Source organism: Bartonella sp. TT67HLJMS (assembly GCF_042193375.1).
In the GTDB taxonomy this organism is placed as follows: domain Bacteria; phylum Pseudomonadota; class Alphaproteobacteria; order Rhizobiales; family Rhizobiaceae; genus Bartonella; species Bartonella grahamii.
On sequence record NZ_JBHILP010000002.1, the window covers coordinates 128,183 to 146,847 of the forward strand.

The following is an 18,665-nucleotide window of genomic DNA, read 5'->3' on the forward strand; positions in this document are numbered from 1 at the left end:
GATTTTTACAACAGTCTTAATCGAAAATGATGTAACCGCCCTGTTTGTTCACATTACAGCTTTTATATAGCTTTTATATATTGTTTTGAGTCTTATAAAAAATTCACTGTTTTAATATTTATCATGATTGCCTATCATCTCAAGCGGACTTTCTCCCCATTATATAGGGAGATAATCTTTTAGAGTCTTCAACGCAATCGTTGATAATATTGGATTATAGAATTATAATAGAAAAGACAATTCTTTTAAAAACTTGAACAAAAAATAAATTTCCACGAATACCTACTAAAACCAAATAGATAAATCTTATCTGTATCAAAAATACCGAAGTGCCATAATAAAGTGTGGTATAATTTCAAATCTTCAGTTAAAGCTCTTTATACAAAATGTATCCCTTCAACTTATCTTTATACGATTAACAACCTTTTGTAATTCATCCTTAAAGTTTCTAAAAATATCCTATTGTAAGGGCCAGACCCACATAAGCATTGGAACAGCAATAATAACGATCAACACCGCCAATGGAGCACCCAAACGTGGATAATCACTAAAACGATATCCTCCTGGTGCCATCACGAGCATATTACTTTGATGTCCAATAGGTGTAAGAAACTCACAGCCCGCACCAATTGCAACAGCCATCAAAAAAGCTTCAGGCTTATAATGTAGGGAATGAGCAAAACTTGACGCGATTGGTGCTACCATCATCACTGTTGCTGCATTATTCAAAAATGGCGTGACCAACATAGCTGTCACCAACATAAGTGCTAAGGCACCAGATGGTGGGAAAAATATTGCCAATTGGCTCAGCCATTGACCAATGAGATCCGTACATCCTGTTTTCTCTAACGCTTCACTCACTGGAATAAGAGCCGCTAATAGTACTAATATTTGGCCATCTAATGCCTGATACAGATCACGCGCGGGCAAAACGCGAAAGATAACCATTGCAGCAGCAGCAGAAAAAAAAGAAAACGCAACGGGAACAATATGAAAAGCTGTAAAAATAATTGCTATAAATAAAACAGCTAAAGAGATGAAACCATGTCGTAAATTTCCAAACACAATATTTCGTTTTGCTAGGGGAAGGCATTTCAATTCTCTTAATAAATTTGGAATAACTGCATCCTGTCCTTGCAAAACAATCACATCGCCAAGATGGAAAATAATATCATCAAGTCTTCCCCGCACCCTTTCATGTTGACGACTTAATGCAAGCAAATTTACATTATAGTGATCAAATAGGGAAAACTCTTTCGCACTAATACCAATAAGAGGTGAATTATGGGTGATGACTGCTTCAATAATATCGATGTCACTGTCCTTATCACCTGCAGCAATAGTTCGCCCCTTAGAAAACTCTAAACGAGCAGAGTTCATCACGCTATCTAACCCTGTATGCGACCCTTCCAGCAAAATAATATCATTTTCAGACAAAACAAAATCTGGTAACGGTGAAATAGATACTTTGTTTCTGATGATTTGAATCACCATAACGTCACCACTTGATGGCTTAACCAAATCAACAATATTTTTCCCTATAATCGGTGAATTTATTGGAATACGCACTTCTGCAACATAATTACGAATATCAATGGCATCATCAAATGATACACCTGAACGCACACGTACAGGCAAAAGCCAATAAAAAAAGACTAAATATACAACACCAGCCGCCGCAATAACCGCACCAACTGGTGTAAAATCAAACATAGTAAAAGGTGTTCCTGCTAAACGTTCTTGCATCGCTGAAATAACAACATTGGGAGATGTTCCTATCTGTGTCATAAGCCCCCCCAACAAAGAACCAAAGGCCATGGGCATCAAAAAGACAGAAGGAGAAACCTGAGAACGACGTGCAAACTGAAAAGCTATCGGAAGCATAATAGCCAAAGCACCAATGTTTTTAACAAACATTGATAATACGACAACAGAAAGAACTAAAAAGGCTAATTGAAGACGCACAGATTTCACGTCTGGCCATATCCGTTGAATAATAAATTCCATTATACCAGAGCGCGATACGGCCGTACTGACAACAAACACACTCCCCACGATAATAACAATATCATTACTAAAACCGCTAAAAGCTTCCTTCGGACTGACAAGACCAAGAGCACAAGCTATTAATAACGTACAAATAGCAACAAGATCATAACGAAATCGATCCCAAATAAAAACAACCATCATGAGACCAATGATCGAAAAAGCCATTATTTGATTTTCTGTCATAACACTCACCTCTCCCCATTAAATTATAATGCACAAAAACATATTTTTTATGTTTTAAATATTCCTATAAACAGCAGCAAGATAAAAACAGACATCGGAATATTTTAGGATAATTTTAAAATGATAAAAAATTATGATGCGCATAAACTTACCTCTCCTTATTATGCGTTCTTTTCTATAAAGAGCTAAACTCAAAGAAAATTGATAAAAGTTGATAAAGCTATATTGCAAAAAAGATGAGAATAACTCTAATATAGAGAGTAGATAATTGTTGAAACTGGTACACGCTATATTTAAACCTTTGTCGTTGCTTAAAAGAATTTATCTTCACTCTCAATTCAAAGAGTGATAAAAATGAAAGAAGAAAGAATGGTCAATCTTAATAGTGGGTATCAAAGTAACCTCAGATATTGGCTCACTTGCATTATTGGATTTGTTGCTATCTTGGCAATTATAATTGTTGGTGGATTTTATATCGCAAAACCCTATCTTGACAGTTTTGTAAAACAAGAAATAGCCCGTCGTGGCATAAAAGCCCGAACATCTGAAGTAAGCATTCTAGGTAGGGTCAATTTGAAGAATGTGACATTACCTGTTCCAGCTGGTACATCACTTAGAATTGGTGCCATTTCTGCCCGTCCTCCCCTTTCCTTTATTCCCGGAACTTTTACATTTTATAATGTTGATTTAAAGCATAATAATATTCATGTGCAAATTCCCCAAATTTCTCTTCGGAGTGTATCCTTAAAAGAAAAAGATAGAACGATAACATCACGGCTTTTACAATCAATGATGCGTATTGAGCTTTCCTCAATTATTGCTCCCAATATACAACTTTCTATAGAAAATAAAAACAACCGAATAGAAACGGTTGAAGTCAAGAATTTCCAGCTTTCTGATTTTAAAAATGGCCATATCCGTTCAGTTAGTATTAAAAATATGGATCTTAAAACAGTTGCAGTAAATGGTGCCAAACAGATGCAGCTTATGGCTAAAAGTGATATAATAAAGGCTCATGATATCGACATCAACTATGCCTATTCTATCATTTTTGGAAAAAACAATGCTCTCAACCAAGGTAAAACCGTTACTGGCCCCATTTCTCTGAATAATGTAAGTGTCGATGTTTTAGAAGAAGCGGAAAAAAGCAGTTCTTTCTTCCTCGGACAGTTTAAAACATCTGGTTTAAAAATGAAGCCGCTTGAACAAACTCCTGAAAAATTGATCAAAGCTTATCTTAATGCAAGAAAAGAGAATAATAAAACCGCTGAAAAAATAGCACAAAATGGTCTTCTTCTAAACATACTGCTCGCCATTACCTCAGCGGATGCCAAAATTGATAATATCACCGTTGATATACCGCAATTGAAAGCAACACTCGAATCACTCCAATTTAAACCAACCTTGTGGAAACAACCTATCCCCAAAAAGCTTTTTCTTTCTCTCAATAACCTTTCTGTTTTACCTAAAAAAATGAATGAAAAAGACTTAGAGTTTCTCAAAAATCTGAACTTTGAGCGCTTTGACATTTCAGGAAAAATTGATATTTCTTACGATGAAAAAAAACGTATGCTCCTTCTTGATGCAATGTCTTTCAATATGAAAGACGTTGGATCTGGGAACATATCGGCTAAGGTTATTGATGTTGATGAAAAGCTTTTTTCTGGTCAGCAAAATGTAATGATTGCTGCTTCTCAAGACTTTGGCATCAATGAAATTGATGTGCAATATAGGGATGCAGGTTTCATTGATAAGCTTTTTTCTTATCTTGCGCAAAATCTTAATGACAGCCAACATGATCTTAAAAAGGAACTCTATGACGATTTCTATCTAATGATGACGCAAACCCCAAAAATGCTGCTAAAAAATCATGACGAAGCAGAAAAAATTTCAAAATCCTTAGGGGAATTTGCTAAAAATCCACAAACATTGATTGTTAAAATTAAAGCAAAAGATAATAAAGGGCTCACAATGGTTGATCTCGAATCAGCTCTACAAAATGATCTATCCAAGGCTTTAAACAAAGTACATCTCACTATTAAAAATGAAGCATCACCTTAAACATTTTGTGCTTTAAATATGATGATCTTGTCTATAAATTAAGAACTTTATTCCTCTTTTTGCTTTTATATGATACAGAAGGTATCATATAAAGTCATTTACACAGAGAATATAGAATCCTAAAATTGTCGATGCTTGGAGTTGTTCATGTCTGATTTATCTTCAAATCGCCTGCCTAATCGCGCTTCTCGTGTCACCAATCAAGCGCTTTCTGCGATCGAGCGTTTTCTCCATATTGAAGCTCTTAGTGGTATTGTTCTTTTATTAGCTGCTGCTGCTGCACTTATTTTTGCCAATTCTAAATATGCTGCTTTCTATGAATCTTTTTGGCATACACCTCTTGGCTTTAATTTGGGTCATTTCACTCTTTCATGGGATTTACATTTCTGGGTTAATGATGCTCTTATGACTATTTTCTTTCTCGTTGCAGGAATGGAAATTCGACGCGAAATTCATGAAGGTGCTCTTGCCGATTTTAGACAAGCAATCTTACCAATTGTTGCCGCAATAGGAGGCGTTTGTGTTCCCGCAATTATTTACTTTATCTTCAACTTTAACGAGGGGCATATACGCGGTTGGGCTGTGCCAACAGCAACAGATATTGCCTTTGCTCTAGGTATTCTTGCTCTTCTTGGAAAAAAAATTCCTTCTAATCTTCATATTATTCTTCTATCATTAGCGATTATTGATGATATTATCGCTGTTCTTATTATTGCTTTTTTCTACTCAACAAACATTGATCCTAGCGGTTTAATGATTGCAGGAGTAGGTATTGCTTTGGTGCTATTTTTTCAGTGGATCGGACTTGCATCAGCATGGCTTTACATTTTACCTGGTGCAATCATCTGGTGGGGTTTAATGGTAACAGGTGTTCACCCATCACTTGCTGGTGTAATCTTAGGAATGATGACTCCCGTTCTTCCTACCCGTACTCTTGTGGCGCCACTCACCATGCTCAGTAACGCTATGCAAATTCTTCAAGAAAAAAATACAAAAACAGATCTGCATCATATTTCAACCGCATTGAAAAAAATGCGCAAAGGACAACGGGCCATGATTGCTCCAGTAACACGCGTTCAAAAAGCGTTGCATCCATGGGTTGCATACGGTATCATGCCGGTCTTTGCCTTCGCAAATGCAGGAGTAAGTTTTGCAAACTTTGATCTTTCTTCTGACAAATCATTCTTGATTGTTTTGGGTGTTGTCATTGGTCTTTTCGTTGGTAAGCCTCTTGGTATTATCACAGCCAGTTATATAGCCGTAAAATCAGGGCTATGCCGCCTACCCCCTCATATGACATGGACAGGTGTTTTACTCATTGGTTTTTTAGCAGGAATTGGCTTTACAATGTCTATCTTTGTTTCAATGCTCGCTTTTAAAGATATTATTCTGCTTGATGCTGCAAAAATTGGGGTCCTTTGTGGCTCTGGTTTATCTGCTCTTATCGGTCTGGGATATGGATTTATTTATATTAAGCGCAATAAAGGAATTTCTCATAGTTCCTAACAAACTAACTGAAAATACATTTTTATGCAAAACTCTTAAAAAGTGATTTTGCTCATTTGTTGGATTCGGACAATATTTAATGTGAAATCCGTTGTCTCACCTCATCTTTACACTTATGAAGGAGAAAACTAATATCATCATACTATTTACTAGTCTCTAATGTCGCAACACCTTTGACACTTAAGAAGATTCATAAGAAATATTTTTATTCCTTTCTTCAATAATCTTTTATTCATACACTAACTCCAATCGTGATATACACAAGAATGATTTTAATTGTTTCAATATAAAAGGCTTCGTGGTTTCAGAGAAGCTGCCCTTCGTCGGGAAGTTATTCACTATAAAGAAAAATTTAATTATTATAAATCAATATCTTATGTTTAATTATACGAAACAGATAAGAATAAGCAAAATTCCGTAATCAGTTAAGTAATTCCATGGCTTATTTTTTCCCAATAAACCACCCTCCTCGTTACTGATTTTATTGCCGGTATTCTAAAAAACTTTAATTTTTATCTTCTTAAAAGGCACATTATTTTTTGGTAAAAATATTCGATTTATAATGATACTTTATCATGATAAATCCTGAATGGACTCCAAATATCGTAAGATTTTCTCATTTCAAATCTGTACATGATCAATCAATCAAGACTATTCCCTTACACGTCACCAGCCAAGGAGGAATATGGAGTCACATTATTTGAAGAAAGAAATAAGAATGCTTCATATCAACACAAGAGCTGTTCAACACGAAAACTAAAAATAAAATGATGACGACCAACTGACACCTTTGATCTAAGTAAAGGAGATGGTCCCCAATAAATTTTACGTTACGCCATCCACAAGCGCCGTAATGGGCTTGGGGAGAAATATTTCTTTAAAACAAGCGCGTAAATTGGCAATATAATAGCGTTTTGTTTTACGTGAAAGGCATATACGATTTAAATAACGCAATAAACAAAACGTGAACCAATATGTAATATCCATTATTTCAAAGATATTTCTGTCAATATCTTTGAAAGTTGTAAAGCAGAATTAAAAGGAAGTTGTAAAATGGAAACTGGTTTTCACTTTTATGGCTTCATATTCTCCCCCAATTAGGTTTTATCTCCATTTCAGAGATTCCCCCAACAAGTATACGCAACATCCTTGTTCCTATCTGGCATACAAAAACAGGAGTTGCTCGTAGTCCTCTTATCCGTCTCAATATATATATATATATATATATATATATCGTCAAACGTGCATCTGCGCTGACATTAGATATTGATACAGGTAACAAAAAACAAAAGATTTATTTGGAATAACAACGTCATAAAATCACTACTCGATTGACAATGGAGAGAAAAAATATCCTCGTTTTTTATCATAGACACATCGCTTGTCTCCCTCCATGAAAGAATTAAACTTGAAGCATTCTTCCATAGGGAGCACTCTAGTTTACGTAATTAACTCGCGGGAAAAAAGAAAACCCTAGTCATTTAGACTATTCTAAAACATACGATCAGTGGAAAAATAAAGCATATATATCGTTGCACTCCCCTTTTCTCGCTCTTACTCGCTCTTAGTTGATATTTATTTTCTTTTTGTTTACAGAGTTAGCTCTATATTTCTTGATACCATAAAATAATCTTTACAGATAATTAAAAAAACAATATTTCCGATACTTTCGAATTATACAACGCCACATTAAATACAATAAGAGTAAAATAATATTTATAAAAATATCTTTATTGGGAATAAGTGTATTAATTACTGCACTTTGATAACATATCTTATATTCACTTCAAATGGATATCCCCATTCGAATGCATTATGCTATTAAAAAGTAATTACAAAACAAGAGAATACGTTTCGCATTCATATACTGAATAAAAACAAATTGTGAGAAAAAATATTTAACAAAATTAGAATAATAAAAATGGCTATATTTCTTACAAGAAGAGTTTTAATTACAAAAACAACCATTTGAAAAATATGTAAACATGATAAGAAACTAGCACGATATACGGCACAAACGAAAGAATGTATTTCATGCGTGAGTGGCAGTATGACAAAGAAAATACTTGTAATAGAGTAGTTAAGGGAAGAAAGTTAACCTAAAGAACATATAGAGGTATCGAAAACTCTGAAAATCTTAGTCATAATTCAAAAAAAGATAAATAGACATGAGAAAAAATTTAAGTAATAAAATCATGAAAGCAGCACGCTATAATATTATCATTTAATTTTGATCTATCGTTACATGATTTTATGAAAAGTGCTTCTAAAGAGCTATAAGCCGTAAACGCATAAGATATAGTAATTCTACAACTTATAGCGCAACATAAATATTGTCTATAAAGATATATTTTTATTGCCTCATAATACGGAAAAAAATAAATTTACAAGATACACGTAAAGCCATAAACAACCATTTGAGACAAGCTAAATATCTCTAGAACGTACATTTTCGATTCTATTTTTGATAATTCCGTCACTAATCCAATGAGCTCAAATTTCTCTAAGATTTATAATATTAAATCTGTATTCACAAGGCTGTCCCTCATGTCACATGCATCCTTTGAATAAACGCAGTGCATTGTTCCTTATTCTATTAAAGCTTATATTGTGAAGACTTCTCCATCCCTCTCTATAGGCTTTAAAACGTTTATAGACGGCATATTTTATATCCCTTCTTAAACATTTTTTACCTAAACATCTTTCTCTTGTTATGTATAAGCAATCATTTTTAAATTCATCATGAACAAGTTTAAAATGAGAGAGTTTTGCTGTATTAAATATTCTATTTAAGTTAAAAATATAAATTGTCCTTAACAAAAATTATTAATATATATTAAAGCTTTATGTTATTGAAACTTTGTTGAAACTAAAAAATGCTTATCCCTTATCAAGTGCATAAACAGCATGTAATGTTCTAACCGCAAGTTCAGTGTAAGCACTATCAATCAAAATAGAAATTTTAATTTCTGAGGTCGTAATTGCTTGAATGTTAATACCCTTTTCAGCCAAAGCCTTAAATGCTGTAGCGGCAACACCTGCATGGCTACGCATTCCAATACCAATCACAGATACCTTGGCAAGATCACTTTCAAATTGGAGAACATCAAATCCAATTTCTTTGCGATTCTTCTCAAGAAGTGCAACAGCTTTTTCTACATCTGATGATGGTACAGTAAAAGTCATATCAGTTTTTGAGCCATCTTCAGAAATATTTTGCACAATCATATCAACATTAATGCGCTCTTCAGCCAAGGGACCAAAAATTGCTGCCGAAATCCCTGGACGATCGGCAAGCCGACGAAGGGAAATTTGCGCTTCATCCTTAGCAAAAGCAATACCAGTAACATTTTGTTGTTCCACGATTTCATCCTCATCGCAAATAAGTGTTCCAGAAGAACTCATTGGATCCTCCATGCCTAACGCATCAGGATCCTCAAAACTTGAACGCACAAAGGTACGAACCTTATGAACCATTGCCAATTCAACAGAACGAACCTGTAAAACCTTTGCACCAAGAGAAGCCATTTCCAGCATTTCTTCAAAAGCTACTTTTGGTAAACGACGCGCTTTCGGTTCTATACGTGGATCCGTTGTATAAACACCATCTACATCCGTATAAATATCACAGCGATCAGCTTGTACAGCCGCGGCTATAGCAACAGCACTTGTATCTGATCCCCCACGCCCTAAGGTAGAAATCCGGTTATCTGGAGCTAACCCTTGAAAACCAGCAATAACAGCAACCTGACCTTCCTGAAAACACTCGATTAAAAAAGATCCATCAATATCAGTAATACGTGCACGTCCATGCGCATTGTCTGTATGAATAGGAATTTGCCAACCAAGCCATGAACGTGCATTCACACCCATTTCTTGAAGTGTCAAAGCCAACAAACCTGAAGTAACCTGTTCACCAGAAGCAACCACAACATCATATTCACGAGCATCTCTATGCTTGGAGGAAGCATCACACGTCCACTGAACAAGCTCATTGGTTTTACCAGCCATCGCAGATACGACAACGGCAACCTCATTGCCTGCATCAATCTCTCTTTTGACATGCCGTGCAACATTATGAATACATTCAATATTTGCTACAGATGTTCCACCGAATTTCATGACAATGCGCGCCATTAATAACACTCTTACCTTTACATCTCTTATCTCAAACGGTAATGAGAATTAGATGCTGTATCAACTAACCATTTTCTCGACATAGCGAATATCTATCATTTGTGCAAGTTTCATTATGATTATATTAATTTCTCTTGACTTTGTATAAAATCTACTGGACTTGATCATTAAAAATAAAAGGCAGGCAACATGATAGATGAAACACAAACAACTATTGATCAAAGTGAAATTGATCATTTTTCACGTATTGCTACAGAATGGTGGAATCCACAAGGAAAATTTCGACCTCTTCACCAATTTAACCCAACGCGCCTTGCTTACATCAGAGAAAAAATCTGTTTAGAGTTTAATCGTGACCCTTGTTCATTTACGCCCTTTGATAATTTGAAAATTCTTGATATTGGCTGTGGAGGAGGCTTGTTATGTGAACCAATGGCACGTCTTGGCGCTATGGTCGTAGGCGTTGATGCTGCACAAACAAATATTGAAGTCGCAAAAACCCATGCAGCTCAAAATGATCTTTCCATTGATTACCGCACGATGACAGCAGAAGCTCTTGCCAATGAAGGAGAAAAATTTGATATCATCCTTAATATGGAAGTTGTTGAACATGTCGCTGATGTTAATCTCTTCATAGCAGCCACAGCAAAAATGTTGAAACCACAAGGGTTAATGTTTGTCTCAACACTCAACCGCACGTGGAAATCATGGGGGCTTGCTATTGTAGGCGCTGAATATATTCTACGTTGGCTTCCTAAAGGAACACATGATTATAAAAAATTCCTAAAACCTCTAGAACTTAAAAATTTCTTATCAAAAAACGCCCTAACTATCATTGATGAAATAGGGATTACTTATAACCCATTAAACGACAGCTGGAATCGCTCAAAAGACATGAGCGTTAACTATCTCCTTCTCGCAAAACGGTCTTAAGGATATGTAATTTACAAATATTATACGCCTTGTAATCAAATATTATACGCCTTGTAATAAAGAATTGAGCTTTCCCTCAGCCTCTAAAGCATAAAGATCATCACAACCGCCAACGTGATAATCACCTATAAAAATTTGTGGAAATGTATTACGTCCATTTGCACGCTGTACCATTTCTTGGCGAAGGGATGTGGAAGCATCAATATCTGTATACTTTACGCCTTTTTTATTAAGCAAATCACGTGCTTTTGTGCAATAAGGGCAGTTAGGGCGTGTATAAATTATTATCTCTTTCATAGTATTATCCTCCAATATTTTTTAATAATATTCACTTTAAATTCCTCTTACGAGGAGGGAAAAATAGAATCTTCTTTGAGAACACGCGAAAATGTTAGCACATCAACTTGTCGCGCACCTGCATATTTTAATGCAGCAGCTGCTGCTGTAACTGTTGCACCTGTTGTAAATACATCATCAATCAGCAAAACAGAACATCCTTTGAGATATTTTTTAACCTTATGCGAAACCTTAAAAGCATTTTTTACGTTCAGTTTTCTCTCTCTCGAAGAAAGACTAACCTGCGGACGGGTATGCCGACAACGAACAAGCCAACTCGGTTTTAAAAGCTTTTTTTGTGATGCTGCAATATAACGCGCAAGCTCAGCAGATTGATTATAACGTCTCTCCCAAAAACGACGAAAATGCAATGGAATGGGAATAATAACATCACAATCATCAATAACCTCGCGTCCAGCAAACATCATCCAGTTGGCCATAAATGATGCCAATTCTATATGATCACCATATTTTAAGCGCGTTACTAAAGCTCGTGCAAGCCCTTTATGAACAATAGCAGAACGGACACGTGAAAAAGGATGAGAATTACGAAGCGCTTCACCACTGAGAAAACCATCCCCCATATCACAAACAAAGGGAGTCCCCATAACAGGACAATAAGGTTTAGTAATAAATTGAAGGTCTTTCCAACATTCGGAGCAAATCGTGCCATAAGTAGAAACATTTTGCTTACATCCAGGACAAATTGGTGGATAAAGCACCGTTTTCAAGCGTTCAATGAACTTACTTAGTATATCCCCACTACTTAACGCCGCTTCTCGAAAATACAACATTATAAATTTAGGCTTTTACAAGTTTCCCTCAGAACAAAAGTTCCTTTGTATTTCCTCAATTTATAATTTTAATTCCTTTAAAAACTCTTACCTTCTATAAATTTATTTTTCTTTCATATTATAAACTTGACAGAGCTTGCACAAATAATGAACCTTTTCAAAATATATTCTTTCATAGATCGAAAGTGTTCCACAATATGTCGCATCCTTTAATTTTTGATCATAACCGCATTGAACAATTCCGAAAACGTGCCTTTCAAAAAGCAAAAAAAGGATACGACTTTTTACTCTCTCACATGGCAGAAGATCTCTATAAACGTCTTAGCACTGTTGATCGCCTCTTTACATTAGCTCTCGATTTACACAGCCATACAGACCTTGCTGCGCAAGCTTTAATGAAATCTGGAAAAGTTTGTTCCATAGAACGTATTGAGACCGATACGCTTTACCAAAGCCATGATAAAAAATTTCATTTACGTCATCGAGAATTTCTTGATTTACCTCAAAGTTACTGTGACCTTATTGTTTCACTTCTTTCATTACAATTGACTAATGATACCCCTGGTGTTCTAAGCCAGATAAAAAACACCCTTAAACCAGATGGCTTATTTCTTGCTGTTATGGCAGGAGCTGGTACATTAAGAGAATTGCGCGAAAGCCTGCTGCAAGCTGAAAGTGAAATTTATGGTGGAGCAAGCCCTAGGATCTATCCTTTTGCCGACATTCGTGATGCAGGCGCTCTCTTACAGCGTGTTGGCTTTGCTCTGCCTGTAGCAGACGTTGAAGATATCACAATACGTTATAATACAATGTTTGACCTTATGCACGATCTTAAAGCTATGGGAATGCAAAATGCACTCATCAATCGTTCACGACGCCCTGTATCCAAACGTTTTTTTCTCCGCGCAGCTGAAATCTATGCACAACGATTTAGTGATCCTGATGGACGTATTCGTGCACATTTTTCTTTCATCTGGCTCTCTGGTTGGGCTCCTCATCCCAATCAACAAAAACCCTTACAACCTGGTTCAGCGCAAATATCTCTTACAGATATTTTACAACCCCAAAAAACATAACCTAAAATCATTTTTTAAAAATACTTTTATCTGTTGTCTGTAACATTTGACTGGTGATCGTTCCAGCTATCATTGAATCGCTCACGTTTAGAGCGGTCCGTCCCATATCAATTAGCGGTTCGATAGAGATAAGTACAGCAACCAAAGTAACAGGAAGCCCCATAATTGGTAACACAATCAATGCAGCGAAAATAGCGCCTCCCCCTACACCAGCAACACCAATAGAACTCAATGTCACAACCCCAATAAGCGTAGCAATCCAAGTAGGATCAAGAGGGTTAATACCCATAGATGGTGCAATCATGGTCGCAAGCATCGCTGGATAAAGACCAGCACAACCATTTTGTCCAATTGTTGCCCCAAAAGAAGCTGCAAAACTCGCAATGGGTTGTGGTACACCTATCCACTGTGTTTGCGCTTCAATATTTAAAGGAATACTTGCAGCACTTGAACGACTGCTAAAAGCAAATGTTAAAACTGGTAAAACCTTTTTGAAAAAACGAAAGGGATTAACCCCAGAAATACCAAGCAATACACCATGAATTCCAAAAATTAAAATAATACCGACATAAGAGGCAATGACAAAAACTAGTAAATTTAAAATATCTGCAATACGCGATATTGCTCCTACTTTCGTCATAAGTGCAAAAATACCATAAGGCGTCAAAGCAATCACGATACGGACTAAACGCATAATCCAAGCTTGTCCCACTTGAATAAATAAAAGCGCTTTTTCTCCTTTTTCTGGCTCATCTTTCTTTAAAAGAAGAACCGCTGCACCTAAAAATGACGCAAAAATAACAACACTGATAATTGACGTACGTTTAGCTCCACTCAACTCAGCAAATGGATTTTTAGGAATCATAGACAAAATCATCTTTGGTATATTCATATCTCCAAGTTTAGAAATATGACCTTCAAGAATAGCAGAAACATTTTGCCCTTCATGCACTAAACCATCGGCTGTTAATCCAAAAAAATTAATCACAAAAACACCAACCAATGCTGAAAGAGCCGTTGTAAAAAGCAATATTGAAATTGTTATTATACTCATCTTTCCAACAGCATAAACAGAATGTAAATGAGCAACTGCTGAAACAATAGAGATAAAAACCAGTGGCATAACAATCATTTGCAACAATAAGATATAGCCCTCACCAACAATGTTAAACCATTCAACGGATTTCAATAAAGTGCTTTCACCCTCTCCATAAATAAACTGCAAAACACTTCCAAAAATCAAGCCAAGGATAAGCCCTAGCATAACACGTAGCGAAAGACTCCATTGCATTCTCTTACTTTGAGAAACAAACAATAAAAAAATAACAAATAGAAATAAATTGACGAAAAAATTAAATGTCATTGTCTATGCTCACTTACTATTGTTATGATTGACGTCAATAATCTGCATAATTCAAAATCAATGCATGATATTTAAAATTAACATAAAGCTTACCAGGCTTTTACAAAATCATTATTTTTTTAATTTATAGATTAAAAGAGAATTTTTTATCTACTAATAACTGTTTAAAGAAAATAAATAAAATTATTTTCCTATTCTTTAAATTTATGCTCTCATAAAATAGTTAAAAAAGAGAAATATAAACAACATTCATTGCATCTTAATACTGAACAATTCCAGCATATCTTATCCTATCAATATCCTTACCTCTCTCTTTTGCTATTTGAACTGAAGCGAGCTTTTCAAGAAAGGATGAATTAACAATCGAACATTCATGATTTTTCTAGAAAATACACCAACAAGCTACTTTTGCTAATTTTATGGACTGCACACTCAACAGCTTTGATCAGCATTTCAAATATAATTATTTTATTGAAAATACCTTTCATAGATTCTTTCTTTGCTTTCAATGAACGCTTTTTTATTTTTCGAAATTCTTTTTATAGTCATAAAAAAGACTTTGAAAGCCACAATGCCTATTGAACGACAATACATTGATTTATAATAAATAATTTACTGTTTTGCATATTAAATGAGAGTCCCGAATAACGTAAGATTCTCTCATTTCAAACCTGTTTATGCTTGAATCAATCAAAATCATTTTCTTGCACGTCACAAGCAGGGCTGGCGTGTGGATAAAAAATGTATAAGATAAGGAGTAGAAATACCTCTTATGAAACATCTTAATGCAAGAGCTGTCGCAACATTGGAGGGCGGAGCTTGGGCAGAAAATATAAATAATATGATTGCTTTTTATAATAGCGCAGTAAAACGTTTTAACGATACATATCTATATGCTGATCGAACAACACGTGTACGTGCCGTAGATAATTTTATCACTTTAGATATAAAAAGATAAGTTGTAGTTATAATGTTAAGCAAGAACTAATCAGAGGAAGGGGTTTTGAATTTGAAGAGACATGTCTCACGCAAAGTTCGTATCGTCCTTTTACACGACTATGACTTTATTATAATCGTATCTTCAATGACGGAGTTGATCAGATACCACATGTATTCCCTATGGGGCAAGCAGTAGAAAATAGAGTCATAGAAATTACAAGCATAGGAGCACGAAGCGGTTTTTCTGTGTTGATAGCTAAGAATTTACCTAATCTAGATGCAATAGATATAGGCCAATGCTTTCCACGGTATCTTTATAAAAATGTTGAATCTTCTATAACTGATCATGATGAGAAACAATCCCATTTGTTTACAAATTCAATAAAGGAAAGAAAAACATCTGGTTTACAGAGGCGTGATGCCATCACTGATAAAGGATTAGCGCATTTTAAGCTGCTTATCCTAGTGAGACCATAACTAAAGATGATCTATTCTATTAAGCTTACGGATTATTGCATTCAAAAGATTACCGTACTCGCTATGCTCATAATTTATGAAAAATTTATGCAAAGAATTGCCTCGTATCCCTTGTGTAAAAAGTGCTGAAGATTTCTGGATATTGTGACAACAGAGTGTGAATTTGATCACTTGCACATGAATTATGAAAGTGTGGAGCCTTATCTTGTGACCTTTAAAAAAGGGTAATCCAAAACTGACAGATATCTCTAATCCCGAAAATTTTTATTACGTGACAGAAATGAAATTCGCAAAAATTAAAAATAGTAAGGAAAAGGATAAATCTACGTTATTTACAACAGCAATATCATCATGACAGACATCCTTCTTGAAGCTTATGAGTATATCGTTAATGGCAACCCCACTCTTGAATGGGTTATGGAGTGTCAATGTGTAAAGACAGATAAAAAGAGTGGCATTGTTAATGATGCCAATCGCTATGCTATTGGAACCATTAGTAACCCTGCTTATCCATTAGAGTTGTTTCAAAGGATCATACTATAAATTTAGAAACAATGAAAATTATTAAGAAACTACCAAAATTAGAAGTGTGAGAAACCGAATAGACTTATTAGTTTAACACACCTCATAAAGGTCTCTTGTGTATTGCTTTAAAACGGCAGTCTATAACCTTAATCATCTTATTAAGTTTATTACCTACAATCTTAAAAGGATAGCTTATCATGCGTTATTCTAAAAAAGAATCTTTGCACTTTTAAACACTGTTATTTGGATTGCTTTTAAAAGATTATATCGTAATCTAAAATGATAGCTTTATTGTTTTGAAAAACTCTGTCGAAAAAGAGCTTTATGTATTCATTTTACTTATAGATTTTGAAGGTGTCTAAAATCCTCAAAATCTTCAAGAACCTCAAAACTAATAACCATAATGGTCTTAATAGCATTTTTTATGACTAAAACCTATCTTTTGAAATGGCTTTAAAGAATCACATGCTTTTTACAAGATATATTTAATCACTCACTAAAATGATCTATTTTGTCGGTTCAATTTACTGACAGAAAAATGACAAAAGTTTATTAAAAGAGAGTTTGCTGACCTCTATAATTATCAGTCTCTCTTTAGATGTTTTTATAACAGACAATAAAGCGCATTATCATCTTTATCATTTATATTATGAAAATAAAAAATGATGCCATGACTATAAAAATATAATAGCTATAGAGCATGCGTGAAAAAAGCAGGTTTTCATAATCACAATGCAAATGAACGCGTTGGTTATAAAGAACGCGGTGCCTATTAAAGTTGTTCAAATTAGAGCCCCTTATAAACAAAATCTACAAAAATCATTAAAATCATTTAGTAAAAAACTGATACGTTATAAAGATAAAAATACGCATGATGAGAGCGTTTATAAATATTATTAATGTTATAGGTAATAAATAACGCAATTGTTTAATAAATTTCACAATATATCCTTAAGAGACATAATAAAAAATAATCAAGTAATAAGCATATAAATAATATTTATACATAATATATTTAAAAAATATAAAATTGTAAAATATTTATTTACAATAAATACGTATCGTGTTACATAAATTCTAGATATATTAGTTTATATGTTACAAAAAAGCCTTTTCCATACCTTTAAATACTGATTGTTTTTTATGCTTTTATTAGTATATGAGTACTTTGTCGGGTGTAGCTATGCCACACAATACCCTTTTATGGGAAATGCAACGCCACTCGTAATCTACATATCATTCAATATAATTTGAAACACAATACCAACAAAAATATCACATATACCATTGATATAACCAAATTAAATAATATCAACCGTCGTAATAGCCCCGTATTCAATACCGACCTATTTATCGAAGATAAGGAGTTAAATCACTCATGAAACGTACCGTAACATTTATTGTTTTATCTTCTCTATTGATCGTTTTGTTTGCTGTATTAATATCACTTGGATATACCAAAGTGAATGATCTCGATCCGTACAACGAACTTTATCAGTCATACCTCAAATAACAACTATAGAGATTCAGAATATCGCTAAAAAGAGGAAATAGTAAAAGAATAAATTATCTGTATAGAGAAAATGATCTCCTGTAATTTTCCTACCCGTTTTTAAAATACATCTATTGCCTTCATGATGAGTGTATAACTATATCGTATAATGGTACAAAAAGGTATAAAAGCCCCTTGAGATCTGGCTACTAAAAAATGGAAGAAGAAAAATTTAAAAGTGCACTAGATATGTTTAACTAACAAAAAAGTTTTTGTTGCCCGTCTCTACAAAAACTGAAATTTCTTATTTTTATTCCATACTTTACTCTTGTAACAACAGAATAACACATATTGATATAATATAATCAAATACATGGAGTGAGAATAATAAGACATAAAAAATATTCATATTAGCAACATAATTTCAAGAAATTACCTATTAAAAATGATTTTTGGCATATCTCCTCCTTTAAACGCAAATTATATTTTTTATCCCTTTTAAAAGTGAAAAATATTATTTTCAGACCTATTCATAAGTGGGATGAGCTATGTGAATAAAAAATGTTTGATAATAAGCTTAAGTATATCTTTTATGAGCTATCTTTAGCACAAAAGTACAACATTAAGATTACGGAAATATCGTGATATTATTGGGTATAAAAATCACACTGCCCAAGAGATTTTTGTATTGTACCCTTTATGAGAAATGTTAAAAGAAAGGCAGGATATGCTCTCTAGAGCAAATGAGTGAATGAGCCACCACGGTGATATGCATTTTTGAAAAAGTAGGAAGC

At 34.3% G+C, this 18,665-nt stretch carries 10 protein-coding genes and 1 pseudogene; 6 read left to right on the forward strand and 5 right to left on the reverse strand.

All coding sequences use genetic code 11. From position 1 onward, the window contains the following. Nucleotides 1-459: 459 nt before the first annotated feature. A complete protein-coding gene (locus ACFIJQ_RS01795; protein WP_012754796.1) occupies nucleotides 460-2,232 on the reverse strand; it encodes an SLC13 family permease in 1,773 nt (590 codons plus the stop codon). A 354-nt stretch (nucleotides 2,233-2,586) separates the two neighbouring features. On the opposite strand from ACFIJQ_RS01795, the gene ACFIJQ_RS01800 reads away from it, so the two are divergent. Beyond that, entirely contained in the window at nucleotides 2,587-4,293 is a 1,707-nt protein-coding gene (locus ACFIJQ_RS01800) for a hypothetical protein (protein ID WP_375628233.1), read from the forward strand. A 147-nt stretch (nucleotides 4,294-4,440) separates the two neighbouring features. Continuing rightward, the gene (gene nhaA / locus ACFIJQ_RS01805; RefSeq protein WP_375628235.1) at nucleotides 4,441-5,799 is read left to right on the forward strand and encodes a Na+/H+ antiporter NhaA; all 1,359 of its coding nucleotides are present in this window, start codon (nucleotides 4,441-4,443) and stop codon (nucleotides 5,797-5,799) included. A 2,880-nt stretch (nucleotides 5,800-8,679) separates the two neighbouring features. On the opposite strand, the gene ACFIJQ_RS01810 is transcribed toward nhaA, so the two are convergent. Further along, entirely contained in the window at nucleotides 8,680-9,936 is a 1,257-nt protein-coding gene (locus ACFIJQ_RS01810) for an aspartate kinase (RefSeq protein WP_012754793.1), read from the reverse strand. A gap of 189 nt (nucleotides 9,937-10,125) precedes the next feature. Here ACFIJQ_RS01810 and ubiG point away from each other — a divergent pair, with 189 nt between their 5' ends. Next, complete coding sequence (ubiG, locus tag ACFIJQ_RS01815) at nucleotides 10,126-10,869, forward strand: bifunctional 2-polyprenyl-6-hydroxyphenol methylase/3-demethylubiquinol 3-O-methyltransferase UbiG (RefSeq protein WP_375628238.1); 744 nt, start codon at nucleotides 10,126-10,128, stop codon at nucleotides 10,867-10,869. Nucleotides 10,870-10,911: 42 nt separating this feature from the next. On the opposite strand, the gene grxC is transcribed toward ubiG, so the two are convergent. Both grxC and ACFIJQ_RS01825 read right to left on the reverse strand, forming a co-directional pair. Continuing rightward, nucleotides 10,912-11,166, reverse strand: a complete 255-nt coding sequence (gene grxC, locus ACFIJQ_RS01820; RefSeq protein ID WP_273787883.1) for a glutaredoxin 3 — start codon at nucleotides 11,164-11,166, stop codon at nucleotides 10,912-10,914. Nucleotides 11,167-11,213: 47 nt separating this feature from the next. Further along, nucleotides 11,214-11,999 (reverse strand): ComF family protein, encoded by a 786-nt coding sequence (locus ACFIJQ_RS01825; protein ID WP_012754790.1) that lies wholly within the window; start codon nucleotides 11,997-11,999, stop codon nucleotides 11,214-11,216. A 197-nt stretch (nucleotides 12,000-12,196) separates the two neighbouring features. On the opposite strand from ACFIJQ_RS01825, the gene ACFIJQ_RS01830 reads away from it, so the two are divergent. Next, a complete protein-coding gene (locus tag ACFIJQ_RS01830) occupies nucleotides 12,197-13,075 on the forward strand; it encodes a methyltransferase domain-containing protein (protein WP_273787882.1) in 879 nt (292 codons plus the stop codon). Between the two features lie 7 nt (nucleotides 13,076-13,082). On the opposite strand, the gene ACFIJQ_RS01835 is transcribed toward ACFIJQ_RS01830, so the two are convergent. Then, nucleotides 13,083-14,438, reverse strand: a complete 1,356-nt coding sequence (locus tag ACFIJQ_RS01835) for an L-cystine transporter (RefSeq protein WP_273787881.1) — start codon at nucleotides 14,436-14,438, stop codon at nucleotides 13,083-13,085. 823 nt (nucleotides 14,439-15,261) lie between these two features. Between ACFIJQ_RS01835 and ACFIJQ_RS01840 the strand changes: the two are divergent. Continuing rightward, a pseudogene (locus ACFIJQ_RS01840) lies at nucleotides 15,262-16,447 on the forward strand (type ISP restriction/modification enzyme); the annotation flags it as partial. A 1,310-nt stretch (nucleotides 16,448-17,757) separates the two neighbouring features. Beyond that, a complete protein-coding gene (locus tag ACFIJQ_RS01845; RefSeq protein ID WP_375628241.1) occupies nucleotides 17,758-17,892 on the forward strand; it encodes a hypothetical protein in 135 nt (44 codons plus the stop codon). Nucleotides 17,893-18,665 lie beyond the last annotated feature (773 nt).